This window comes from Bradyrhizobium elkanii WSM2783 (assembly GCF_000472865.1).
Lineage (GTDB): Bacteria > Pseudomonadota > Alphaproteobacteria > Rhizobiales > Xanthobacteraceae > Bradyrhizobium > Bradyrhizobium elkanii_A.
Genome location: NZ_AXAP01000002.1, coordinates 231,008 through 254,718, shown reverse-complemented (window position 1 = coordinate 254,718; position 23,711 = coordinate 231,008). Strand labels below are relative to the sequence as shown.

Sequence of the window (23,711 nt, the reverse complement as noted above, 5' to 3'; positions counted from 1 at the left end):
TGGTCTTGTTTTTGCTTTCGTAATAACCGCAATATGGCGCCCCGATCGCGAGATTGGGGAGATGCGGTTCCACGACAAGGCCGAAGCCCCGGCCCTCGCGCGGATACGCTCGGAGGCAAGGATGGAGAGAGCGATACGACCGCTTCGCGTCGGCTTTATATTGTCGAACAACTTCACGCTGACGGCGTTCTCGAACTTCCTGGATGTCGTGCGATTGGCGGCCGACGACGGGGACAACAGCCGTCCAATCCGATGCCAATGGCACATCATGTCCGCGGGCGGCGATCCAATCAGGTCCAGCAGCGGCGTGCTGGTCACGCCCACCTCCAAATTCATCGACCCGTCCGAGCTCGACTACATCGTTGTGGTCGGAGGCCTGCTTCACGACGGTCCGCAGATCGACGAGCGCACCGGCAAATATCTTTTGACGGCGGCCGAGTCCAGCGCGGCGATCGTCGGTGTCTGCACCGGCAGCTTCATTCTTTGGCGCCTGGGCCTCCTGCGCCAGAAGAAGTGCTGCATCAGTTGGTACCACTATCGCGACTTCCTGGAGGAGTTCGGCGACACGTTGCCGATTGCGGACCAATTGTTCGTTGTCGACGGGCGGCGCATCACGTGCTCGGGCGGGATCGGCGCAGCCTATCTTGCGGCGCATATCGTCGAGTTGCGCCTTGGCCTGTCCAACGCGCAGAAAGCGCTTCACATCATGCAGATCGACCGGATGCGACCGGGCTCATCGGCTCAATCGGCTCCGCCTACGGAGTTCGTGGGCAACGATAGTCGGATCTCGCGCGCCTTGTTGATCATGGAGCAGAACCTGTCGTCCCCCCTTTCCATTGCCCGGCTGGCCGCTAAGGTCCGCCTCAGCACGCGTCAACTCGAGCGGCTGTTCAAGGACGAGACGGGTCAGTCTCCCCAGAACGCCTATCTGCGCTTGCGGTTGAAGCATGCACGCTGGATGATGAAGACCGAGATGACGCTTGCGGCCATCGCTGCGGAAACCGGATTTGTCGACGGATCCCATCTCAGCAAGGCCTACAAATCCACGTTTGGGAGCAATCCGTCCGAGGATCGCAAGAGATCTGTCGGTAGCGTCCCGGATCTCGAACCAAGCGCGGAAGGTCGCCGGGTCTATGACCCTGCCTGAGTTCAGTCTCTCAAGAGATTGATTGCTGCGCTCAGTCAGCGGCGTGTTGATCAGACCGGCGGCCGAAGCCCCAGCCGCCGGTCGACGATACCGGGAGAGTCGCCGGTCATATCAGCCACATTTGGGGTCAGCGCACCTGCTTTTTCTTCTCGTAGATCAGAGCCTCGGTCTGCACATCCGACAGCGCACCGGCCCCCAATACTTGAACCGGACTTGTCTGATCGTAGTTGTAACTGCGCCGATCGTTCCTACGACGTTCTTCCTCCTGAGGCGGCTTTTGATCGCGTCGCGGCGTTTCCTGATCGCTCTCGCCGCCAAAGCCGAGCAGCTCGACGATGATGATCGACGGCCGGTCATTCGCGGGCTGCTGCGTCGCGTCCTTGACCGCGTCGGCCGCTGCCTTGTCCTTGGTTTCGACAGTCAGATTGACGGCCGGGGCCTGCACCTTCGGCACGCCCTTGGTCTCACCGCCGACCTTGATGTTGTCGGTGTTGAGCACATACATCGCCGCCACGGTGAAATTGCCGCTGACCCGGATTCCGGCGTCGCCCGCATCCACCGTGCCGACCGGAGCGATCAACGAGACGTCGCCGGCCTCGACACCGGTGAAGCCGATGATGGTGCCGATGCCGCTGCCGGAAATGTCAGCCTTTTCCATGACCTTCGTAACGGCGTCGGCATCGGTGGCGATTTCCGGCGCCGACGGCACGCGCGTGGTCTTGGCGCCGCGGCCGGCGTCGATATCGCCGAGCGTCGACCAGATCACCTCGTCGCCGCCGGCGAAGGTGAGGATGCGCGAGCGGTTCACCGTCACACTGTCGCGCGCAAAGATGTTGATGTCACCATAACCAAGCGTGACCAGGCCGGCGCCCGGCGGCACCACCGTGCCGAGCGCCGCCACCTGTAGTCCGCCGCCCGGTGTCAGCGTCTCGATACCGCCGCCAGCCATAGTGAGGAACGCGGTGTTGCCGATCTTGATATCGCCGCTCCAGTCCTTGCCGGGGAACAGGGTCTCGATCGCGGTGTAGCCACGCTTGTAGCCGCCGTGGATCGGCCGACCATCCGCATCGAGCGTGTTCTGATCGTCGCCGGCAGCCTTCAACTCCTGAATATACACCTGGCGCAGGAAGCGCTGCTGCGTCAGCGCAGGCAATGACTGGAAGCGCGTCCAGGCGCCGAGCGGCGACAAGGTCTCGCCGGTGATCTCCTGGATGAACGAGACCAGGCCGGACCTGACCTTGTGCGAAGATCCGCCGCGCGTTTCGAAGGCGTCGGTCAGGTAGATTGGCAGCATGACGCCATCGATCGTCGCCTTCAGGTAATCCGGCATCGCCGTGACATCGGCAGGATCGAGATAAGCTGCCGCCAGCGCATCGTAGGAGGGCTGCTTGCCTTTGAGGCCGGCCATCACGGAGATCGCGGCGCCGTCGCGCGGCAGTCCCCGAATCTCCGAGGTCTCGACCGGGCGGTTGTCGGCGTAGGCGTAGTAGTTACCACGACTGTTGATCACGAAGTTCGTGCCATAGACGTCTCGCCCCGCTGCCAGTGCAATCATGCCCGGGCCTTGGATATCGATGTTATAACCGATGATATCGTTTCCGGCCTCGAGCAGCGAAACATCAGAACGATGAACGTTACGCAGGTCGTAGCTGATATTGCGAATATCGGCCCCGGCACGGAACCAAGTCTGCTCGTTGGTGGTGACCTTTCCGAGGCGCATCACGTTGCCGGCAACGATCGGCGAGCCCGATATTGTGCCACTTCTTGCAAAGATACGGCTGGGCTCCTCGTCGCCCTCGTTAGCCAAATGATCCGGATTGCGAACGCCTTCGATATAGCTGCGATGCGGACTGTCGCTGTGACTGATCGGATTCTCGAACGTCATGGTATTGAACAGGAGAGCATGAAATCCACTGTTCGCAGGTGACTGGAAATCGAGCTCGAATGGATACTTCACGAGCTGGATAGCCGCACCTGCGCCTCCGCCCACAGGCCTGAAAGGCGAAGGCATCATCTCGAGGGTCGCCCGTGACATGGTTATTTCACCGAGCATCACATCAGTTTCGGCGAGGATACGGAGTTCGGGATGGCTTCCGGGAGCCGTGTAGAGACGATTGAGGTTGGTCACCGATCCGTTGAGAGCAGCGATGCGCGTCATCGAGGGATAGAGATTGGTCGCCATCAGTCCGATGATCGAATAGTCGATATCGGCCGTGTAGACGCCGCCGCTGGCCAGATCGAGCTCCTTGGAGAGAAATCTCCCCTGGTTGGCCAACGTGACGTTGCCGCCTACCGCCAGCAGGTCGAGCGCCGTCCGATCGGTGTAGCCGCTCATATGGGCGTTGTAGAAATCCTGACCGCCGAGCATCAGGGAGTCGGAGCTGAGCAACAGGGGATCCATGACCGTCTGCAGAAGCAGGTCACCTGCGGTTCTGACCTTCATCGTCGCGTCGCCAAGCGCAATCACGGGCGCAATGGCATAGACATCGATCTGCGTCGCCGACTGCTGTGCAAACACCGTGCGTCCGACGGTGAATTCGCCCGCGCTGATGCTGCCGGCGCCACGTCCCACATAATAATAGCCTGCGCGGATCGCGCCGCCGGCTTCGACCTCCATCAGGCCGCCGTTGCGGACTTCGAGAAGCTTGCGTTCGCCGCTCGACAGTCCACCGCGGACGCGGCCGTTGGTGGGCAGCGCCACCAGCAGGTTGAGCAGATCACCGCCGGCATTGACCGACACGTTGCCGCCGCCGAGCGCACCGACGCCTTGCTGGAAATTGCCGTAATCGACCCACCATGAGCTCTGCTGGCCCGGCAGATAGACATAGCTTCTGTCGGTCGTGCCGACCTTCTTCAGCCACTCCACGAACAGCTGGTTGTCGTCCGGATTGGACGGCAGCACCGACTGCACGCCGCCCTGCGCCGAAATTCTGAGATTACCGCCGTTGATGCCATAGGTCGCGCTCACCGGCGCGATGAAGTCGGCAAACGAGGTCGAGTCAGCTCGTCCCGCCGTGTAGACGACGGATTCGTTGTGCGCCAGAACCAGATCGCGGCCGGCCACGACATCGATATCACCGGTGCCGGTGCGGACGACCTTGCCGGCGGCGGCATCGCCGACAATGAGCGAACCGCTGCCTGATGGCAGAGCGGCCAGCGGAGCGACCGCAAGCGCGCTCGCCGATGTCAGATCGGCACCAGAGACGAGCCGCAGATCCCACGACGCGGTATCCTGCAGTACACCGCTCCGGTCCGCCGCCGAGAAGCCGTCGCTGAGATGGCCAAGGATGGTGAGATTGCCGGCCGCACGCAGCGTCAGTCCGCCGGCGCGGGCGTTGGCGCCGAAGTCGGCGAACAGATTCCAGTCGGTTTCGGCGACGAGGTCGCCCGAGCTTCGGATCTCGATGCCGGGCATCACGGCAAGGCTGCCCGAGGCATTGAGGCGTGCAGCAATCGCCGCGGCACGGCCAGCGAAATTGTTGGCATCGGCAATCGCCGCCGCGCGGACCGCGTCAACCGAGCTGCTGTCATAGACGCTGACGCCTTCGAGCACGGCGGAACGTGCGCCGACAATATTGGCCTGGAGATTGCCGACCGCGATCTCGTCGTGACCGGCCGACTGCCGCGCGCGGAAGCGTACACGGCCCCCCTCGGCGCCGGAAACGTCGATGCTTCCACCGCGCAGATCCAACTGGCCGCCGCTGGCTTCCAGCGTCACGCGCCCGCCACCGAATTCGCCGTTGGCGCCGGCCTGCAGCCGGGCGGAGCTCAGCATCGTCAGCCCGTTGCCGGCGCTGACTGCGATCGTGCCGCCATATTCCGAGCGAGCATCGATCACGCCCGCCAGGGTGACTGAGCCCCGGTCAGCGACCAGCGCGAAGTCCGCGACGTTGGTGATGCCGTCGATCACCACATTGCCCGAGCGTATCCGGAACTGCCGCGACGCGGAGAAGCCCGACACGTTCAGCGTCTGGCTCATGGTGGCAAAGTCCGGCAGCGTCGCGATGTCCAGCGCAAACGAACCGCCCTTCTCGCCGACTTTCGCCTGGGCCTGGATGCGCCCGTCGAGCACCACGGTGCCGCCATTCGATGCGGCCATCGAGAGCTTTCCTGCCGCGCCGCCATCGGCATGCGCGGCAAGATTGAGCGTTCCGCCCGAAGTCAATAGCACCGAGCCGACCGCCGTCAATGCGATGCTGCCTGCATCGGCGAACTGCGCGACGTCAAAGAACTCCTTCCTGGAGCCACCGACATCGACCAGGCCGCCTTGGCCGATCACGACATTGCCACCGGTCGCAGTCAGATTGACGGCACCTCCAAGCGCCACGATGCGCCCACTGAGATCGACGCTCGATCCTGTCAGCGAAAAGCGGGTGCCGAGGCTGAGTTCGGGACGATCGATGGCGCTATCGCCGCCGCCGATCACCCGAAGCGCGCCCTGGGTGACGATCGATTGCGATGCGCCGCCGCGCCCGGTCACCACCGGACCGGCTAACGTCACGGTCGCCATATCGGCTTCGATGCTGCCGTTGCCCTGCCCGACGATCTGGCGGCCCGCATTCAGCGTGACCGCATCGAAGCCCCGCAATACCTTGTTGCCGCCGCCAAGAACGATTTCGTCGGCGCTCAGTGTCAGCTGGAGATGACCGGCCCCGACGGGGCTGCTGAAGCTGCCGCCGCTGTTGTCGAGCGCGATGCTGCGACCGCTGATCGCGATGGCATCATTGCCGTAACCAACCAGCCCGGCAGAATCCAGCGTCACCGCATTCAGACCGGCACCGCCAAGATTGACCGAGGTGTAGACGTCAATCGTGCTGTAGCTGCGCAAGGTGAGAGCCTGCGTATTGGCCAGTTGCGCCAGTGACACCGCGTCGAGAATGAGGCCGGAGGTGCCGCCGCCGACGCCGATCCGGCCGCTCGACAGTGACAGCGCCACGCCCGAAAGCTTCGCATTGCCGGCGACCACCGTGTTCTGCGTCGCATCGATCAGCAGCGCATTGCCACCCGCAAGTGTCGCATTGGCGCCGATCGTCACGATCCCGCCGGTCGTGATATCGACATTCTCGCGCAGCACCTTGACGGCATTGCCGGTGGAGACACGAAGCAGCGCACCGTAATCCCTCGACGGGCTCAACAGCACATCGTTGTCGGGATTGCCATCGCTCACGCCGCCGATGTCGCCGTAGACCGCCTTGACCTGCGGCGCCATCACGAGATCAACGCTGCTGCCCGGGGCTGTTCCGCTTGCGAGGATGACGCTGCCGTCGCCGACGCGAATCGTACCGCTCGCCGCAAAGAGGATTTCCGATCCCGTCAACGCGCTCGTCGCATCGTTGCGAATGACAACGTCGCTCGCTGTCACATCGATACGCAGGCCTCTCGCGTCACCACTGCGAACGCCACCGATCAACAGGCTGCCGGCGCCGAATTTGCTGAGCGAGTTCGCGTCGACCACCAGATAGCCGGTCAGATCGCTGCGATCCTGACCGCTGCCGACGATCGCGATCCTGCTCCCGGCGATATCCACCAGACCGCCGCGACCGCCCGCAGCCGGTTGCGATTGCAGCAGACCTTCCAGCACGAGCTCGGTCGTCGCCTTGAACACCACCGATCCGCCGTCGGTTGGAAGCCGCGGCGTGACGATATTGACGCCGGTGAGACGGTATTGCCCAAGCTTGAACGCGTCGGATGCGAAGTAGGTGTTGGCGAGGGCTTCGTTGTACTCACTGTAGCTGCGCAAGGTCGTGCCCGAAATTACCCGCCACGTCGAGCGGAGCTGCTCGAAGCCTCCGCCATAGGCATCTGCCCGGTAACCGCTCATCAGCGACGAACCATCCGGCATCGGCACGGAATTGAGGACCTCCTTGCCCGCGGATCCCTTCACGACGGACACCGCGTACGCCCCGGGCAGCAAGGCATAGCGCGCCGGCAGCAAGGCGTACCAGCCAGCGGCGAGGCCATTGCCCCCGGCAAGCCAGACTTGATCCTGTGAAGCCGTCGATACATTCAGCCCCGGCATGATCGCGTAAAGTCCTGGCTGGGTCAGCACGTCATGCGAGCCGCCCGGACCGGGGACATGCTCCCAAGCATAAAGATCGCCGCCACCGCGAATGTCGACAACCGAACCGGCCGCGAGCGTGACGCCAGGCGCATTGAGGACGATATTCTTTTCCGGCAGCTTGCTCAGCGTTGGCGTCGGATTGCCCGTGGTCGGCTTCGTGATCGGATCGTTCCAAAACTCGTCGTTGCTCAAGGTCCCGTAAGGGAGCACGAGACCTTCGCCGGATACCGACGTGATACTTCCTGCGCCCAGTGCGATGCTGTCCGTGGCGGTGAAGGTGATGCTGCCAAATGGCGCGCGCACCACGCCGTTCTGCGCGATCACCGGCGCCTCGAGGTTCAAAGTGCCGGCGGCTGACAGTGGCAGCCCTGTATCGCCGTTGCGCTCGATGACCAATTGCGTGCCGGCCTTGATCGAAGCAAGGATGCCGGTGGCCGGATAGACCTGCCCGACCTTCAGCTCGAGACGGCCGTCTGCATCGAGCGACGAGGTGCGGTTTGACCGCAGATCGGTCAGCAGGCCGCCCATCCGGAGATCGCGCGCCACCAGCTGCGTTTCAGCGAATCCGCTAAAGGTCGCTCTGGTGATGTCGATCAGATCGGCGGTCAGCACGACCTTGCCGACGCCGGCCTGGCCGGCTGAACCGGATCCGCCCAGGAGCGCGATATAGGGCGCGGTCAGCTTGGCCGTTCCTGCGCCGCCGCTGTTGATCGCGCCCTCGATCGAGATCGATTTTCCGAGCGACAGATTGATTGCCGGCGCAACTATGAATCCGCTGGTATTTGCCTTGAGATTGGCGAAGCCGCCGTTGTTCACGGTGTCGGCCGAAATCTTCGTGACCTTGACGTTGGCGGTCGGCAACTCCAGGCGTTGAGTGGCGTCAGGATCCGTGAAGAAGTATTTCGACAGCAGCGCGATCTGGTTGGTGAGTTGTGGCGTAACCGATGCCAGCGGCTGAAGGAGGCTGCTGGGCGTCGAGTCCGCGTTGAGATCGACGATGGCCAATCCCCCGCCGCGCGTGAGAGCGGTCGTCGCGTTCTGAAGGTCGTTTCGTACGGTAGCGAACTGAAAGGCCAGGTCCGAACCGGAGCTGTATTCCGCGTAGATGTCCAGGTTCCTCCGCGGGTTGACCGCGACGATCGCCCCGGTGTCCCTGTCAACGTAGTACAGCGCCGGGAGCGTGAAGCCCGGCGTTGGCTCCGAAGAGCTTCCCACCGAGATATCGATCGTGCCTCCGACCGATCCAGCGCCGCCGGCATATCCCTGGAATGATCCTGCGACGACATCATTGGCGGCGCCGCTCAGCTTTAGTGCAATCGTACCGCCGTTACTGGCGAGGCTGTAGGTCGAGACCGCGCCCCGTCCCATCGCCAGATCGAAACTGCCGCTCGCCCCCGAGACATCGATCAGCGAACCGGCTTCGATCTTCATCACCGCCGCATCAGCGAGGCTGACACCGCCTCCGGCCAGCACCGTCCCGGAGCGCAGACCTCGCGCATCGATCTCCGTCACCGATGTGCCGCGTGCCAGCAGTTGCGCTCCTGCCGTGAGCGCGAGCTCGCCATTGGCGGACACGGAGATCGAGCCCGCCGGCGCGTCGATCACGCCACGCACGATCACGTCGCCGGGGATGGTGGTATCGGTCAGATCCTTATGACCGATGGCAGTCAGCGTGACGGAGCCGCGGATATCGGTCCGCACCACGGAGCCGGCGCCAACGGCGACGTTGTCGCCGATCAGGGACAGAGAAGTTGGCTTGCGATCCAGCCGATCCGCCGTCGGGAGCAACGCGAGCTTGCCAATTGCAGTGATCGGTGTGCCCGATGCAAAGGCGGAAACATCGACGCCGGCGAGATCGACATTCAACGGAAGCTGCGAAATCGTGGCGTCATCCGCGACGGTGATGTTGCCCGTACTCGTCAACGACAAGGCGCGGAAACCACGTTCGCTATAGAGCGTCTCCGACAGCCGCAACACGGCGGGATCCGCCGGAGCGGTGCCGCCTACCTGGACCGATCCTGACGTAATAATCGTGAGTGAGCCACCCGAACCTGCCGCGTAGCCGCGCAGATCGAGTTCCGACAACTGATTGGCATCCGTGACCGACAGCGTGATGGCGCCGGCATCGCCGAGTTTCAACTTCGGCTTCGCGCCGCTCGTGTCGTACCAGCCGCCGCCGGACACGTCCAGCGTGATGCCCGGCGCGAAGTCGCCGGTGAGCTGGATCGTGCCGCCCTTGATCACGGGAAGCCGCGCGCCACCTGGGCCGTTGATCCATTCACCACTGACATCGATCGCGGCGCCGCGACCGAAGGTCGCCGTCTCCGCGCCGGCAAACCAGACATTGCCGCCAGCAATGCGAATGCTGCCGTCAACTTGAAAGCTGGCCGGATTTACAGTGCCAACATTGGCAATCACGTTGAACGTCGTGCCCGGCGCGAGCTCGAGTTTCTCGTCCTCGTCCAGCGTGAAACTGTTGGCCACATAGAAGGCAAGCTTCGACATGCCGGCGTCGGCCAGCACATCGGAATCGAGGTAGGTTGTCTTATCGCGAACCGATGTATCTCTATCCTGGGTGCCGTGGTACCATTTCGCATCCAACGGGCTGCTCGCGGTAAAGTTGGCAGGCAGCGTTTCCGGCTCGGCAGCGATAATGAGATTGCCCAGCAGCCACTGGCGATGCTCGTCGGCGTTGCCGCCAATCGTGAACGTGCCGGCGGTGGCGAGTTGGCCGGACGCCGCCTGCCGTTCCCCCGTGATGACCCCGCCCCAGTAGCTACCCTCGAGCACCATGGCTTCTGCAGCGAAGAACTGGATCGAACCGGCATCGCGGCCTTCGGTATAGCCCCGTTCGAACCGCGTGCCGTTGCTGCGATCCAACGGGTTGCGCCAGGTCTCGGTGATGCCGGCACGCTCATGCCTGCGAGTGAAGCCACCCGCGAGACCGACATAGAGACGATCGGGCGTCGCCGCACCGATATCGTAGACTCGACCGTCCGCCCCCAGAATCTTGGTCGTGGTGATCCAGCCGTCCGCATACCGCACCGAGCCGCCAGAGACGTCGAGCAATGAACCTTCGCGGGTTATGATCGAGCCACTCGACTTGATGAAGATCGAACCTGCCTTGGTGGACAGCTCACCCAGCGTTGTCTTGCCAACCCCGATCCAGCCGGAGAAATCGCCTAGCGGCGTGCCAACCCATTTGCCGGGCGAACCTGCGATCCAGTTGACGTCGGCCATGGGCCCGTCCCCGAACAAGCCGCTGACGCGCTTGTCGACGCTGACTGTCAGTCCGCGCAGCCACGAGTCACGATACAAAGGCGAATCGCGCAGTTCGTTGATACGAAATTCACCGGTGACGACGTTGCTCTCCATGGTGAGCAAGACGTCCTGCAGACCCGCGACGCTGAGATAGGCATCTTCGCCGATATACACGCGGCTGCCGTCGCGCTTCGCCGGCTCCCCTGTGATGGGAACATTGCCTGACAGGGCCGATGTGCTGGCAACGATGCTGATGGTGCCGGCCGGCACGATGACGCTGGCTTGGGCCTCGATATCGATGAATTTCCCGCGCATCTCGATGCGACCGGGACTGTAACGCGTCGCCAGCGACGTCTGTTCGATGTCACTGGTATCAGTGAGGTCCGGCATCGCCGTGGTGACGCTGCCGGGGCCCAGAACCAACGTACCAGTCGACCAGTAGCGCAGCGGCGGCCCCTCCGGCATCGAGCTGCCATAGGACATCATGCCCTCGCCCCAGGCGCGCAGCCGGATGGAGCCTTCGCGGTTGTTCAACGCGGTCGAGGCCTCGAGCGCGCCGTTCTGCACGATCTCGCGGGACATCAGGGTGATGTTGCCGTGGTCGGCCTGCACTATGCCATGATTGACGACGTTGTAACCGACCGAAGCGCCACGCGCGGCCATCTCCGGGAACACGACGTTCTTCAGGCCCCGCGTATAGTCATTGTCGCTGCTCCAGGGTCCCCGATCGGTCACTGTCGCCATATGGTAATAGTCGAACATCCAGCGCATCGGCGCCGAGACGGCGACGTCGAGACCACGAACGCCAGATTGATCGGTCATGAGGTAGATCTGTTCGCCCGCCGCCATGATAACCTGGCCGTCGGGCGCCGAGATACGGCCGGAGTTAAGGACATGCGGCGCAAAGATCAGGGCCTTGCCGCCGCTCGCCATTGTGATCTGCGCCCCGGCCTCAATCCGCACATCGCCTGGAGCGTCACCGATGATCGCGCCTGCGACCTGGCTGGGATCGTTGAGCCCGACAAATTGGTTCGGGTTTTGTTGTCCGAGATAGCCGAATTGCGGCTTGGCAATACTGCTGCCCGATGGATCGTCGAAGACCATCAGCTGTTTGTTGATGCCGGCGCGGAACTGTTCATCCGACAGGCCCAACGACGAGGCGACGAAAGTGTTGACGTTGATCTGGCTCGATCCGCCGAAGATGATGCCGTTTTTGTTGATGACGTAGACTTGTCCTTCGGCCTTGATCGTGCCGAGGATCCGGCTTGGAGCAAGCGTCGGATCGGTGACACGATTGAGCGCAATCCAGTTGGCGGCGTCGGCACGACCGGCGGTCTGGTTAAAATACAGATCGGTCTCGCGGCCGACATTGAAGCTGGACCAATTCAGGATTGCTTTTTGCTCGGTCTGCCTGACGGTCACCGTGGTGCGGCCTCCGCCCTGCGCCTGCGTCGGCAGATCGGCGCCGGTCCAGACGCCCGGGACGGCTCCGGCCCCCGGCGCCGTCACCAGTCCTCCGGGCGACAGTCCGTTCGGGACCATGCTTTGTGCCGCCAGCGCCGCCGCACGCGCGGCGGCTTGACCGTCGCGCAGTGCCTGCAATGAAGCCGCCGCGCGCGCCATCGACTCCAGCGCCTGCTTGGCCGCGAGCGACGACTGCTGAGTGGCCAACTGCGCGGCTGCGGCAGTAGCTGCCGCAGGCGAACCCGAACCCGTGCTTGTGCTCCCCAGGCTGCGCGCCTGCGCCCCCGCAATGCTGCCGAGCAGCAGCGCAGCGGCACTAACCCCAACGAGCAAGTTGTTCTTGAGGGTGGCGCGGCGGGATCGGTCGGCGGCAGGCTGGACGGACATGGGTTGATCTCTCGGCAAAGACTTTGACGTGAAGCTGATTTCACGTAGATGACGTCACTCGAAGCGACGCTTTTCCTCTGCGTAGAGACATGCCGAAGCGCGGCACCGAAAAAAAATTAAGAAATAGTTCGAGCTCAGGAATTCCCAAGCAATCGACGGCGTTTAGCTCAGCAGGACGATGCCGCCCGGCAAGGATGTGACGGTCGCGCCAAACAGTTTCTCGACTTGCTCAAGGACCGCATCGACGTTGCGAACCCGGAAATTGGCGCTGAACAGCCGCGCGCCGAGCGCAGAATTCACGACGATGATTTTTCCGGAACGATAACGATTGATTTCGGTGATGACTTCACGTAGCGGCTTGGAGTGGAAGATCAACAGATCGTCTTGCCAGGCGGTCACGATCGCTGCATCGACGAACGCGGGCTTCCCCAAGCCTGATCGACCATAGGTGATCTGCTCGCGGGCGCGCAACGACGCTGTCGCCGCGCCGTACGAGACGTGAACGTTCCCCTCGATGCAGGTCACGCAAACCGCGTGCCCATCATTCCGTATGTTGAATTTCGCTCCAATTCCGCTGGTTTGGCCTTGACGGGACGTCACGACAAAGGCCGGCCCCGCACCAGATGGCGTCGCGACCAGCGCCTCGCCCGAGATCAGCTCGATCCCGGCGGCCTCCTTCGCGACCTGGCGCAGCGCAATGCTGGTCTGGGTATTCATCTCGACGAAAGTCGAGTCGGCCACCACAATACGCCGCCGCTCGCCGGTGTGCGTCCGATAGTCGGCCGCCATTTCCGACCAGGATGGCCAGAGGCCGAGCGGCGGCTGCACGACGAGATATGCCGCGCTCGCGGCGATGGCGGCGGCGGCCCCGCCGCCGAGCACGGCACGACGTGACATCGAGATAGAGGCGAACGTCCGCGCGGCCGGGCGATTCCCCTCAAATGCCTCGGGCCCCAAGGCCTCCCACATCCGGGTGGCCTTCATAAACGCGGTGCGATGCGCCGGATCGCGCTCGCACCACATCTTGCCTTCCCGCACGTCAGCAGGTCCTGCTTGCCCCGAGGTGAAACGGACCAGCCAATCGTGCGCTTCGCGCTCGATCCGCTCCAACTTTTCGCGTGGGCTATCGGTCATCCCTGTCATCAATACGTTTGCCGGCCCCCTGTCCATGCGATTGCTGAACGGGCTGAGGACCGAATCTTTGCACGAGTTGCCGATCCAGACGAAGCGCGCAATGGGCTAACGCATGCTTCAACTCGATCTCAACCAGTCTTTGTGATATCTCCAACTGCACTGCAATTGCGTGCAGGGTTTTTCCTTCAACGCGCGCTGCATGCAGGATAGCGCGCCGTCGCGGGGTTAATTCCCGGATCGCCTGTTGAAAGGCTTCGAGCTCGATCTTCGCTTCCAGGCTTCGTTGGGGACCGGGCGCTTCATCGGCAATGTCGAAGGCGATCTTCGCGTCATCGAGCGAAACCGTGTATTTTTCCGAGTGCAGTTTCCTCAGGGCGATATTTTTGGCCATGCGCAACAAGTAAGAGCGCGGCCGCTGCACCGGGGGCAGATCCGCGCCCCGGCAAAGCTCCATATACGTGTCCTGCAAGGCGTCACCTGCCAGCTCCACCGAATTCAATCGACGGGCCAACCTGGCTCGCAAATCATCATAGCAGAGTGTCAAAAAACGGCGCAATTCGGCGCGGCTGCTGTGGGTCATGCGGGATCGCGACGCTGGACCCTTGTCCCGCAAGCGTCGTACGCGCCCCCTGCCTCGCGCACCGACATACTAGCGCGCGGCCTTCTGGTCGACGGGTGATGCGCAGAGCCTCGCATCGGCCGCTGCTCCCGGCAGCGCAACCATGGTGATCGGCTGCGGCATCTGCGCCGGTGGCGGTTCGGTCATGCGTGACTTGCCAAGCGTCGCCAACAGCATCCGGTGACTTGCCTGTTCGCCGGCCGATCCGTCCAGTTCTGCGTGCTGCACCAATCCCGACGAACTGATCCACAGCTTGATCACCAGCCGATAACTCACGGGACGCATGTCGGGATACCGGCACAGAATACGCAGGATATCGGCTTGCACCACGGCGAAATAGCGCTGATATTGGCCATCCTGGGCGATCCGTGCCGTAGCGAACGCATGCGCCGCATCATCGCCGGGATGAATCAGCAAGTAGCTGTTTTCGCGCGCGCGCAGTGGGACGAGTTCTGTCCCTGCAAGCAGGCCTCTGAGAGCATCGTCACGCGTAAGGGCGCCGGTGACCGCAGAGGATCGCTGTCCAATCGCCGCTGCGCCGTCGTAATATACCTCGGTCCCGGTCGCCGCGCAGAACGCGTCTATGGCAGACGCCAGAGGTTGCGCGGGGATGTCGAAGGAAGTCGCTCCCGCCGGCGATGCATGCGACAGAGCCAAAACCATCATCAAATGCGCGACAACAACGGCAAGATCCCGTGTGATCACGCACTTCCACCAGCTGACGATGTTCATGAAATGCTGGTTCACCTTGGCAAACACGAGATTCACGGATGGCTGCGGATCGGTCCGTTACGAATTGAACCAGAGGCCGGTCAATCAGAAACTCTCCCCAACTTACGACGCTGCGCAAGACGGTATTGTGACACGCTTAGACTACGGACCTAGTGTCACCCAATGCTAAACGCCGTCGTTAACTCGAAAGGCGTCGTCTCATCCCGAACTAATCATCGATCTGGATGCTCGATGCGCGACGCAGTATCAGGCCTTGCAGCGGTAGATTTGCACCTCTTGTGCGAGATGTGCTGACATGATGCCGCCCGCAACGGGCCTCACTGATCCCTACATGGGGCGATTGTTTGGAGCACCTGAACGACATAGCGCTGTCGTCGAGGTCTTGAAGATAGAGAGCTTCCGGCGATACGGAGAAGGCGATCGGCGAGACTCACGAAGTCGAGTGTGATCCGGCCGCGCGGATCATCAGCCGCGCGAGGCTGTCGAAAGTTGAAAGAGGAAAGCCGAACTATTCCGATTGCGGGCAAGATTGCTCGCGGGCTCGGGCTAAGCCCTTCTTTGATCGTTGGAGGCGCTGAAGCATCCGGTGACGCGATCCGGGTAGTGCCATCCAGCGCTCGATTGACGTTCGTAGACAAAGCAAAGGCTTTGAGCGCGAGTTGCCTTCACCGCCTTCAGATATTCCAGGTATCGAAGTGCTGCGCCACGAGATCGCGCGTGAAAAGGCTGGTGCAGGTCGTACACCTCGACCTCGGTCCGAGACCCAACTGTGAAGTCTCAAGCAGAGGGCCGGACACAAAATCCCACACCGCGAACTGTATGAATGATTAAGAGTCTGCGGCTTGGTCATTTGACCAAGCCGCTCCATGACAATCCGATACTATTTCTTCAATGGCGCATAGAACGTTCCATCGACCTCGGCGATGTCATCCTGATCGAGCTTTCGAACCTCGAGAACAGTACGTGGCGGATAGGGCCCTTTATCCCAAAGATCTTCCTGCACCTTATTCACCACAGGGCGTAAACGCACGACATCAGATACATAGATGGTCAAGCGTACCGCATCTCTTAGTGACGCACCCTCGGCAGCGGCGACCTGCTGCATATTGACGAACATCTGGCGGATACGTGCCTCCTCGCCTTCAACGAGCTTGTTGGTGGCAGGATCGATACCGCGCATGCCGCCGACAAACACAAAATCGCCAGCGCGAGCACCTGCGCTCCACGATCCGGTCGGCTTCACACCTCCGTCGACGGACGGGATGATCTTCACTCCGTCAGCACAAGCCGGGCTTCCTATGAAAACACAAGCCAGAACGGTGGCGAGCAAGCGTGAATCAACAGTCATACATATCCTCCAGGTGAACAAAGAAAACTTGGCTTTCGCGCCTCAGCAACTGAGAACGACTGCATCGATCAATTTTCCAACCACGGACCTCGTCGTCGCTGCCAGAATGGCGCGTCAATAAAGCGCTGCTCGGAGGCATACATCGCCGTTTGTGCAGCAAGGTGCGATGCGATGCCTTGCAGGAACTGCTGCTGATACCGAACCGCTTTCGTCCCGTCGTTTTCCGTAAGAAGTCCGACAACGCTTTCGGCGGCCTGAATTCCGCTCCACAGGGCGGTAGCAAGTCCGTTCGCGCCGAGCGGATCCAACGCACTGGCAGCATCGCCAGCTCGAATGATGAATGGCTCAACAAGGTCCGATGTTGTTACGGTGCTGGCTGCGGCGAAATGCAGTTCGGGCGCCGCGGCCAGATCCATACCAAGACTCGACAAGCGCGGAGAGATCGCTGTTGTTTGCGACGCCAGGTCGGCCCACAGGCCGGCATTCTTGCGCAATCCTGCCGGCAGCAGATCGGAATCAGTAAAGAGTCCCACCAGCATACGGCCCCTGGGCAGCAACGACATATACCACCATCCTATCGCCACAGCCTCAACAAGCGTAACCGGGATGGCCTCAACGTCCTCATCAAGCGTGAAGACGCCGTAGCAGGCCACGAGCTTGTTGAGGCGACGGAGCGTCACCGCCGAACCTGCGGTCACAGCGGAGCGGCCTGAACAATCGACCAACAGCCGCGTATTCACCGATGATCCGTCAGCAAGCTCAACGGCGATTCCGGTTTCAGATCTCGAGAACTGGCGGGCTTCACAGAAGTCGCGACTTACGCCATCGGCTTCGAGTGTTTCCGCCATCCGAGCCTCAAGCCGATAACGATCGATGTGCCAGCCCGACATTTCTTCCTGGTGGAACAGACCACGACGCAGCGCTCTATTACCCCACACGGAATAGCTGCCTTGACTGACCAACGCCGTCTCTGCATCAAGCAGGCTATGCCACCCAAGTGTTTCCAGATGGGGCCCGGCCCGAAACGACAGCGTTTCGCCCCGACTGGCAACATCCGACAATGGGGCGACAAGAAGGGCATCAATCCCGCGACGCGACAGGATGCGGGCACATGCCATTCCGGCCATGCCCGCCCCCAAAATGACGGCCTGACGTTCTGTCACTACTTCAGTTCTTTGTTCGCGGCCAAATCCGTCGAACCGCGCTGCACCTCGACGAAGACTTCTGCAGGAACGCCAGGAATATCCTTGGGGCCACTGCGACGCACGACAACGCCCATCTGCGTCCAGAGCTCGATCATCCGGCGCAGGCCGTCTGTATAGCTTGCATCGACGTGCAAGCCGACGCCGGCCGCGCCGCGCGACCAGGCGACACGCGCGTGATAGAAGCGCAGGCGCTCCTCCATCGGAAGGTCGGTACGCATCATCTGCTTGTAGAACCCTTCCGGCAGAACATCGACGGGCAAAAGCGCCGGCCACCACACTGGCGTCGGGAACCCCTCGCCCGTCAGCACAGATTGGCAGCTGAACGCATCGCCCTGCCACGGAACACCCATCCAGCGCGTGAGGTCGCCAGGCGCCTGCGGTCCAACGGGAGCCCCATCCTGCGGTCGCTGCGGATCGCCTGAGAACACATTCTGCGGATTGAGTTGTAGTCCGATGTTTTGAACCAGCTTCTTCCGGTTCGAAATCGCAATACGGAACGGTAGCGACGTCTCCTTCGTCGAGCGGTAGAGCGCCGCATGACGGATAGGCCAGGTGATCTCTACGCCGGGATGGAAGGCTCCGCCGGAACATGCATCGAGCGCAGCGCGCGTCAATGCTTCCGGACGCAACGACAATGGCAGGTCATCGAGCTGCTTGACGGCATCTGCTGCAGGATCATCGAGATCATTGATAAAGTCGCCCTTCGCCCAGTCGCTCAGAATTCCGTATTGGGTGGATGTAAGCGTGAGCCAACCGGTCGGGCTGCCCGGGAAATTGACGCCGTCACCGAGCATCGGAGGCAGGGCGTCCGAACGGGTATCGTCCCCACCGGGCTTACGGAACGCCGCGAGCACCTTCTCTCGGGCAGGGCGTGCCTTTGCTCCCGTATCCGCCAACGACTTGATCACCGCCGGATCCGAAAGATCGTCGAGGTCCATCCAGGCCTTGCCGAGATAGGAGGCCTGCGCGACCCACTGCATCATCCCGGAGCGCCGCAGAATAGGCAGCACGTCGCGACGGAAGGAAACCTGACCGGCGACCGCCTTCATATGTCCCGTAGCGATCATCGCTTCGCGCGCGGCATCATAAAGGCTGACGATCGGTTCGATCTGGGGAGCGAACTTCGGTCCGCAGCACACGACCCACGCCGGTTCGCAATCGATATCTGTATCGCCGACGCGTACTGTGGCTTTCACCCAGCCATCGCACCAATCGTCGTGCCATCCATCGTTGTTGGTGAAGTCGCGCACCGGATTCTGAGCCAAAGCACTGTTGGATATTCCGTCTCCCGGGAACACCAGCAGGCGGCCTGCATCGTCAGTGCGGAGATGACCGAGTTTCACCGGCAGCTTTTTCCAGAACTGACCTGCCATTTGATAGGCGGTATCCCGACCATCCGTATTCTTCGATGCGCCATCGATGCGGACTGCCCCCGCGTCAATCGCCAGCATTTGTTCGCGACGGGCCGGTTCGATGAAGGCATTGCGTTGTGCACCCGGAATACCGGGAGCCTGCGCTCCTCCATCCATAGCATTCGAATAGCCATACCAGGCAGCCTTGGTGTTCGCGACGTGCACCGTCCAGCGCGCGCCGTCGGACGCTCCCAGCTCGCGCACCACGCGTCCCTGATCGTCATAGCCGTACACGCGGAAGCGCTGGACCTGTTTCTTGATGCTGCTTGGTCCCTGCTTGAATCCTCCCGGAGGCTCGTTCATCAGACCGGGAACCTCGGGCGCCAGAAACCACTCATCACCGTTGCCGACGCGTGAGAAGCCAATCGCGGGAAAGATTGCGGCGCGAACAATGCGTGCTCCCGCGGGTGCGGCCTGCTGCGCGTCCACTGGCGATACGGCGGCCCTAAAAAGCGCAGGCGCAGCCAAACCGAAAGCGGATGCACCAATCAGAAAATCGCGACGCTTCATATATGACAGTCCTTCTATTCCATGTAGCTCGTGCAACTGCCTGCGACGGCGCGGGGACGAAATTTCGTTGCATCGCAATCGACAACGATGCCGCAACACTCCAATCAAATGCCGCAGCGATCGATGGCCTACATGAACGCCGAATTCTTTAAAATGTGATTGCCGCGAGCAGCCGAGTGGGTTTCACGACTGCTCAGCGAGAACAAACACAAAGAACTTCGCAAAGTAATTCCCAGTAATGACCCCACATTGATGCGCCAGAGTCACATCTTTCGTTACATTTCGTTACGTTACGTCACATTCGTTACATTTAGCTGCGCGCGTTTGCCAAACAGCATGCGACAATTTTTCCGAAACAATTTGAGAGATGTCGCTAACGCTGCCTGATTTTCGAGGCCGCAACTCAAAGCCGATAGCGCCATGACAAACCCTCTCACGCAGCGCGTATCGGCACATTGCCGAATGGGCGCGGCAGAAACAGTTCGACGAGCTCCCTTATCCGGGCAAAGGCTGCGCGACCCCCGGCAATCACGCGCTGCGCCTCAGCAGCGTTGAGGCTGAGACCGTCCAGCGCGTCCTCGACCACACCGCCCGAGGGGTGGCCGCCCCTTAGCGCGGTCGCTCGCTATCCAAATGGGGGAAGGCAAGCGCGGCTTCACGGTCTTCGAGGACCAGGCCACGCCACGGCTCCTTGGCGTATCGAGCGTGGAAGCCGCCGGGCGCACGCATCCAGTTGCCGAGATTAATGCCTATGAAGCGATCGGGTTCGACGTATTCATGTGTATGTCGATCGCCGTCGAAGAGGTGACGAAGATAGCCAACGCGCCGGACGCCATACCGTGGGTAAAGCAGACCCGCTGTGTCGATCACGAAGGCAGTCGAAGGCACCCAGATTTGCTGGAGGTTATCGAGCGGCCGGTCGAACCAGTGAGCCGCGGTGGCTGCCGTGACGAGCGCGAGACTGCCATCCGGGAATGGCAGGTCTTCAGCGGCTCCAGCCACAAAGGACAGATTGGGCACCTCACGCGAGGCCGCTTCCGCTGCGCGCCGCATACCCGCACCCGGCTCGACGAAGTCGTGGCGCGGCTGATCCATAGCGGTGACCTGCAACGTCAGGTCCAGTTGAAGCGAGCCGAAGCGGCGCGGCGCAATGCAATCGCCGACGAAGTTCTCGCCGATTGGCTTCCGGTCGTCTCGAGCGCACCAGGCTTCCATCGATGGCTGCCCATTCCAGCCGCCCGCACGCTGATCGCGCTGGTCGCACAGGCCGCTCAGGCGAGCATTACGCTCGCTCCCCCCGGCGCATTGCAGCAAGTCGACCGCGGAACGCTCGGCGTGCGGATCTGCCTGGGTCATCCGGCAACGGGCGATGACCTCAAGAGAGCCTTGCTGCAATTGAGGCGCATCCTGCAATCCGCCGAGGAGCTTTCCTTCGTTTGAACGATGGTCGATGCGCATCGATGCTCATGATTGCGCTTACTGGCTGTTGAAGCGCACTGGCGCTGTGATGGCCCGATTGGCGTCAGCCGGTGGCGTTGGCACCGGCGACGCGCGGCGAACCAACGCGAGCACCTCCTGATCGAGTTCGGCAAAGCCGGACGAGCGGGCGAGGCTCGCGGACAGCACATTGCCTCTGTCGTCAATGGTGAAACGTACATAAGCGACACCACGCTCCCCACGCGATTGCGCACCCGGCGGATAGCGCTTGCGTCGTTCCAGATGCGCCATCAGGAGCGATTGCCAATTGGCCGGTGACACGGAGGAAACGCCGGATGCCGTTTGTGCGGCAGCGGAGCGGTCTGATCTGTGAACTTGCGCCTGTGCTTGAACCGCGGCGTGCGATTGGGTCGACGCCTGTTGCTTGCGGGGCTTTGGCTTCTCTTTCGGCTTTTCCTGTTTTGGTTGAGCCGCCGGAAGCGGGACCTCGACCTTCTCCCGGGATAACGGTTTCTCTTTGACCGGCTCAGGTTCGGGTTCGGTGACCGGGTCGGGAGGTTTCTCCTCGGACGCCTCCTCTTGCTTCTGCTCAAGCTGAGCGACACTTTCCTCGGCAGATCTCAGGTCCGGGGTGATCTCGTTCATTTCCGTCATTGTCGCCTGCGGCGTGTCGGCCAATTCGATCATGATGGCGGCAGGCGGCGAACTATCAGCGGCGACGACCGACTCCGGCCGGAGCAGCCAGGTCGCGATCCCGGCATGGAGGCCGAGTATGAACAGGAAGGCGCCGGTCCAGACTACGGTCTCTGCAACCTTGACGTCGCGCGTGACGAATCCGCTTGCATAGCTCACGGCGCACCTGCCGCCGACGGCGTCGGCTGACCATTCACGGAAGCCGCGTTATCGTGTTGGGCTGATGTGGGTCTCGTTTCGAGGCCGACCAGCGCAATTTTCAGATAGCCCGCTCCCCGCAGGAGGTTCATCACCTCCATCAGATGGTGGTAGTCGACGGTCTTGTCCGCCCGCACGAAGATTCGTGCGTCCTTGTCGCCATGCGTGATGGCGTCGATCGCCGCCTGTAGCCCCTCCCGTGTCACCGGATCGTTCTCGAGATTGAGTGTGAGGTCGTCCTTCAGCGACAGATAGACGGGCTTGTCGGGACGCGGCGCCGGTTTGGCGGTTGACGCCGGCAAATCAACATGGACATCGACGGTCGCGAGCGGCGCCGCCACCATGAAGATAATGAGGAGCACCAGCATCACGTCGATGAACGGCGTGACATTGATATCGTGGTTGTCCTCGAGTTCATCACCGAAGCGCTCACGAATGCCGCCCGCCATGACGCCTCACTTCGCCGCCAGCGCACGCGCCGCCGGCTTTGGATTGGCAGGAACCTTGCGGAAGTCGAGATCGCGGCTGATGAGGCGCTCGACGCCGGCCGCGGCATCGGCGAGCAGTTGCCGATAGCCGGTGATGACACGGGCGAACACGTTATAGATAACGACCGCCGGGATCGCCGCGACAAGGCCGAGCGCCGTGGCGAGCAGCGCTTCGGCAATGCCGGGGGCAACCACCGCAAGATTAGTGGTCTGCGTATGCGAGATGCCGATGAACGAGTTCATGATGCCCCAGACGGTCCCGAACAGGCCGACGAAAGGCGCGGTCGCACCAATGGTGGCCAGCAGCCCCGTGCCCCTTGTCAGCCGCCGGCCGGCCTGGGCTTCGATACGGGCAAGCCGGGAAACGACGCGTTCCTTGACACCGCCGTCACCGACATAATCCAGAGCGGCCGCCGATTGGACCATCTCCTCGCCGGCCGACCGAACCATGAATGCGACAGGCCCGCCGCGGTTGGCAAGTGCATGATCTGCCGCAGCGAGGTTTTGAGACACCGTAATGACGTCGAACGCCCGCCTGGCCCGGGCACGGGCGCAGGCGACCTCGATGGCCTTCGCGAGCAGCACCGTCCAGGTCATAAGCGAGGCAAAGGCAAGCCCAGTGATCACGACCTTCACCACCCAGTCCGCCGCCATGAACATGCCCCAAGGTGACAGGTCATGTGGCAGGTCGGCACGCCGATCGACAGCAGCGGCAGCATTCATCTGAGCTCCGGCCGCCTTGTCAGGTGACCGTTCGACAGCTGCGGATGTTGCGTTCTCCTGGGGCGCGCCGCCGGTCGCCGGCGGGATGTTATTACGCTCCGAGGCCGTGGGCGCGGATGTGACCGCATCCTGCGCCGAAGTGATGGAGGCACCGGTCATTTGTGCAACGACAAGCGTTATGATGAGAGGCGAGGCTCTCAGTATGGCAATCCGCCTCGTTGGATTCATCACTTCTTTTTCTCCGCTGGCGGTGCCCCCGGGTGTGCGAGCGCAGCCAGGCGATCGAGGGCCAATGGCAACCCCTTGAGCGAAACTGAAAGCGCGATCTTCTTGCCCTCCTCGTTCGTGGTCGCACCGACTTTGAGAACGGTGCCGGCACGCAGAACGCCGATCATTGTCTTGTCAAAACTGAGTGGAATCAGACAGCCGACCGGCAGGCAGGTCGAGAACGCGATGGCCGACGACGGCGGCTGATCGTCGATCTGCAGAACCGCGCCGTCGGCGAGACGTAGCCCGAACGGCAGCACGACAAGCCCGTTCAGCACGCCATTCGCATTCGTCGTCAGTTCGACCGCGAGCACGAGTTGATTGGTTTCGCGGTGTCGCTGCTGTTGCTGGGCATTGCAGACGCGTCCCTTGTCGGTCGCGGCGCAGCGCACCGTCCAGTTCTCGAAGCTCTCCTGCAGGGACGACGAGCCGCCAGGGAGCGTCGCTTTCTTCCCGCTGTCGGTCGTCTGCGCGTTGCTGCCCGCTGCCATCGCGAAGATGGTGACGGCTGCCACGATGATGGTGGTGAGCTGCCTCATGGTCAGAACTGGGAGTGGCCTTCGTTCTTGAGCTCGGCGATGTCCGGATAGGTCTGATTCATTTGATGATGCCTCGTTGTTTTTTG

At 62.1% G+C, this 23,711-nt stretch carries 13 protein-coding genes; 1 reads left to right on the top strand and 12 read right to left on the bottom strand.

Going from position 1 to position 23,711, the window contains the following annotated elements; genetic code table 11:
* The first annotated feature begins 121 nt into the window (after nucleotides 1–121).
* Nucleotides 122–1,147, top strand: coding sequence for a GlxA family transcriptional regulator (locus YY7_RS50570; protein WP_063623350.1), 1,026 nt, complete (start codon nucleotides 122–124; stop codon nucleotides 1,145–1,147).
* 127 nt (nucleotides 1,148–1,274) lie between these two features.
* Here YY7_RS50570 and YY7_RS0103220 read toward each other — a convergent pair whose 3' ends face one another.
* The 12 genes from YY7_RS0103220 to YY7_RS50550 all read right to left on the bottom strand — a co-directional run bounded on the left by YY7_RS0103220 (nucleotide 1,275) and on the right by YY7_RS50550 (nucleotide 23,625).
* Nucleotides 1,275–12,320: a filamentous haemagglutinin family protein gene (locus YY7_RS0103220; RefSeq protein WP_028161961.1), complete on the bottom strand. Its 11,046-nt coding sequence runs from the start codon at nucleotides 12,318–12,320 to the stop codon at nucleotides 1,275–1,277.
* A gap of 162 nt (nucleotides 12,321–12,482) precedes the next feature.
* Entirely contained in the window at nucleotides 12,483–13,454 is a 972-nt protein-coding gene (locus YY7_RS0103215) for a FecR family protein (protein WP_028161960.1), read from the bottom strand.
* Entirely contained in the window at nucleotides 13,444–14,034 is a 591-nt protein-coding gene (locus YY7_RS50565) for an RNA polymerase sigma factor (protein WP_035689007.1), read from the bottom strand. Before YY7_RS50565 ends, YY7_RS0103215 begins: the two co-directional genes overlap by 11 nt.
* Nucleotides 14,035–14,103: 69 nt before the next feature.
* Entirely contained in the window at nucleotides 14,104–14,841 is a 738-nt protein-coding gene (locus tag YY7_RS50560) for an STN domain-containing protein (protein WP_051396478.1), read from the bottom strand.
* A gap of 844 nt (nucleotides 14,842–15,685) precedes the next feature.
* Nucleotides 15,686–16,153 (bottom strand): RidA family protein, encoded by a 468-nt coding sequence (locus YY7_RS0103200; RefSeq protein ID WP_028161959.1) that lies wholly within the window; start codon nucleotides 16,151–16,153, stop codon nucleotides 15,686–15,688.
* 68 nt (nucleotides 16,154–16,221) lie between these two features.
* Entirely contained in the window at nucleotides 16,222–17,316 is a 1,095-nt protein-coding gene (locus YY7_RS0103195; protein WP_028161958.1) for an NAD(P)/FAD-dependent oxidoreductase, read from the bottom strand.
* A complete protein-coding gene (gene goxA, locus YY7_RS0103190; RefSeq protein WP_028161957.1) occupies nucleotides 17,316–19,280 on the bottom strand; it encodes a CTQ-dependent glycine oxidase GoxA in 1,965 nt (654 codons plus the stop codon). The genes YY7_RS0103195 and goxA overlap by 1 nt, the downstream gene beginning before the upstream one ends.
* A gap of 609 nt (nucleotides 19,281–19,889) precedes the next feature.
* Complete coding sequence (locus YY7_RS64970; RefSeq protein WP_433994485.1) at nucleotides 19,890–20,333, bottom strand: class I SAM-dependent methyltransferase; 444 nt, start codon at nucleotides 20,331–20,333, stop codon at nucleotides 19,890–19,892.
* A 423-nt stretch (nucleotides 20,334–20,756) separates the two neighbouring features.
* The gene (locus tag YY7_RS0103175; protein WP_245287175.1) at nucleotides 20,757–21,404 is read right to left on the bottom strand and encodes an energy transducer TonB family protein; all 648 of its coding nucleotides are present in this window, start codon (nucleotides 21,402–21,404) and stop codon (nucleotides 20,757–20,759) included.
* Between the two features lie 161 nt (nucleotides 21,405–21,565).
* Nucleotides 21,566–22,057, bottom strand: coding sequence for a TonB system transport protein ExbD (exbD, locus tag YY7_RS0103170; RefSeq protein ID WP_028161954.1), 492 nt, complete (start codon nucleotides 22,055–22,057; stop codon nucleotides 21,566–21,568).
* Between the two features lie 6 nt (nucleotides 22,058–22,063).
* The gene (gene exbB, locus YY7_RS50555) at nucleotides 22,064–23,047 is read right to left on the bottom strand and encodes a tonB-system energizer ExbB (protein ID WP_080663572.1); all 984 of its coding nucleotides are present in this window, start codon (nucleotides 23,045–23,047) and stop codon (nucleotides 22,064–22,066) included.
* A complete protein-coding gene (locus YY7_RS50550) occupies nucleotides 23,047–23,625 on the bottom strand; it encodes an invasion associated locus B family protein (protein WP_051396477.1) in 579 nt (192 codons plus the stop codon). Before YY7_RS50550 ends, exbB begins: the two co-directional genes overlap by 1 nt.
* Nucleotides 23,626–23,711: the final 86 nt, after the last annotated feature.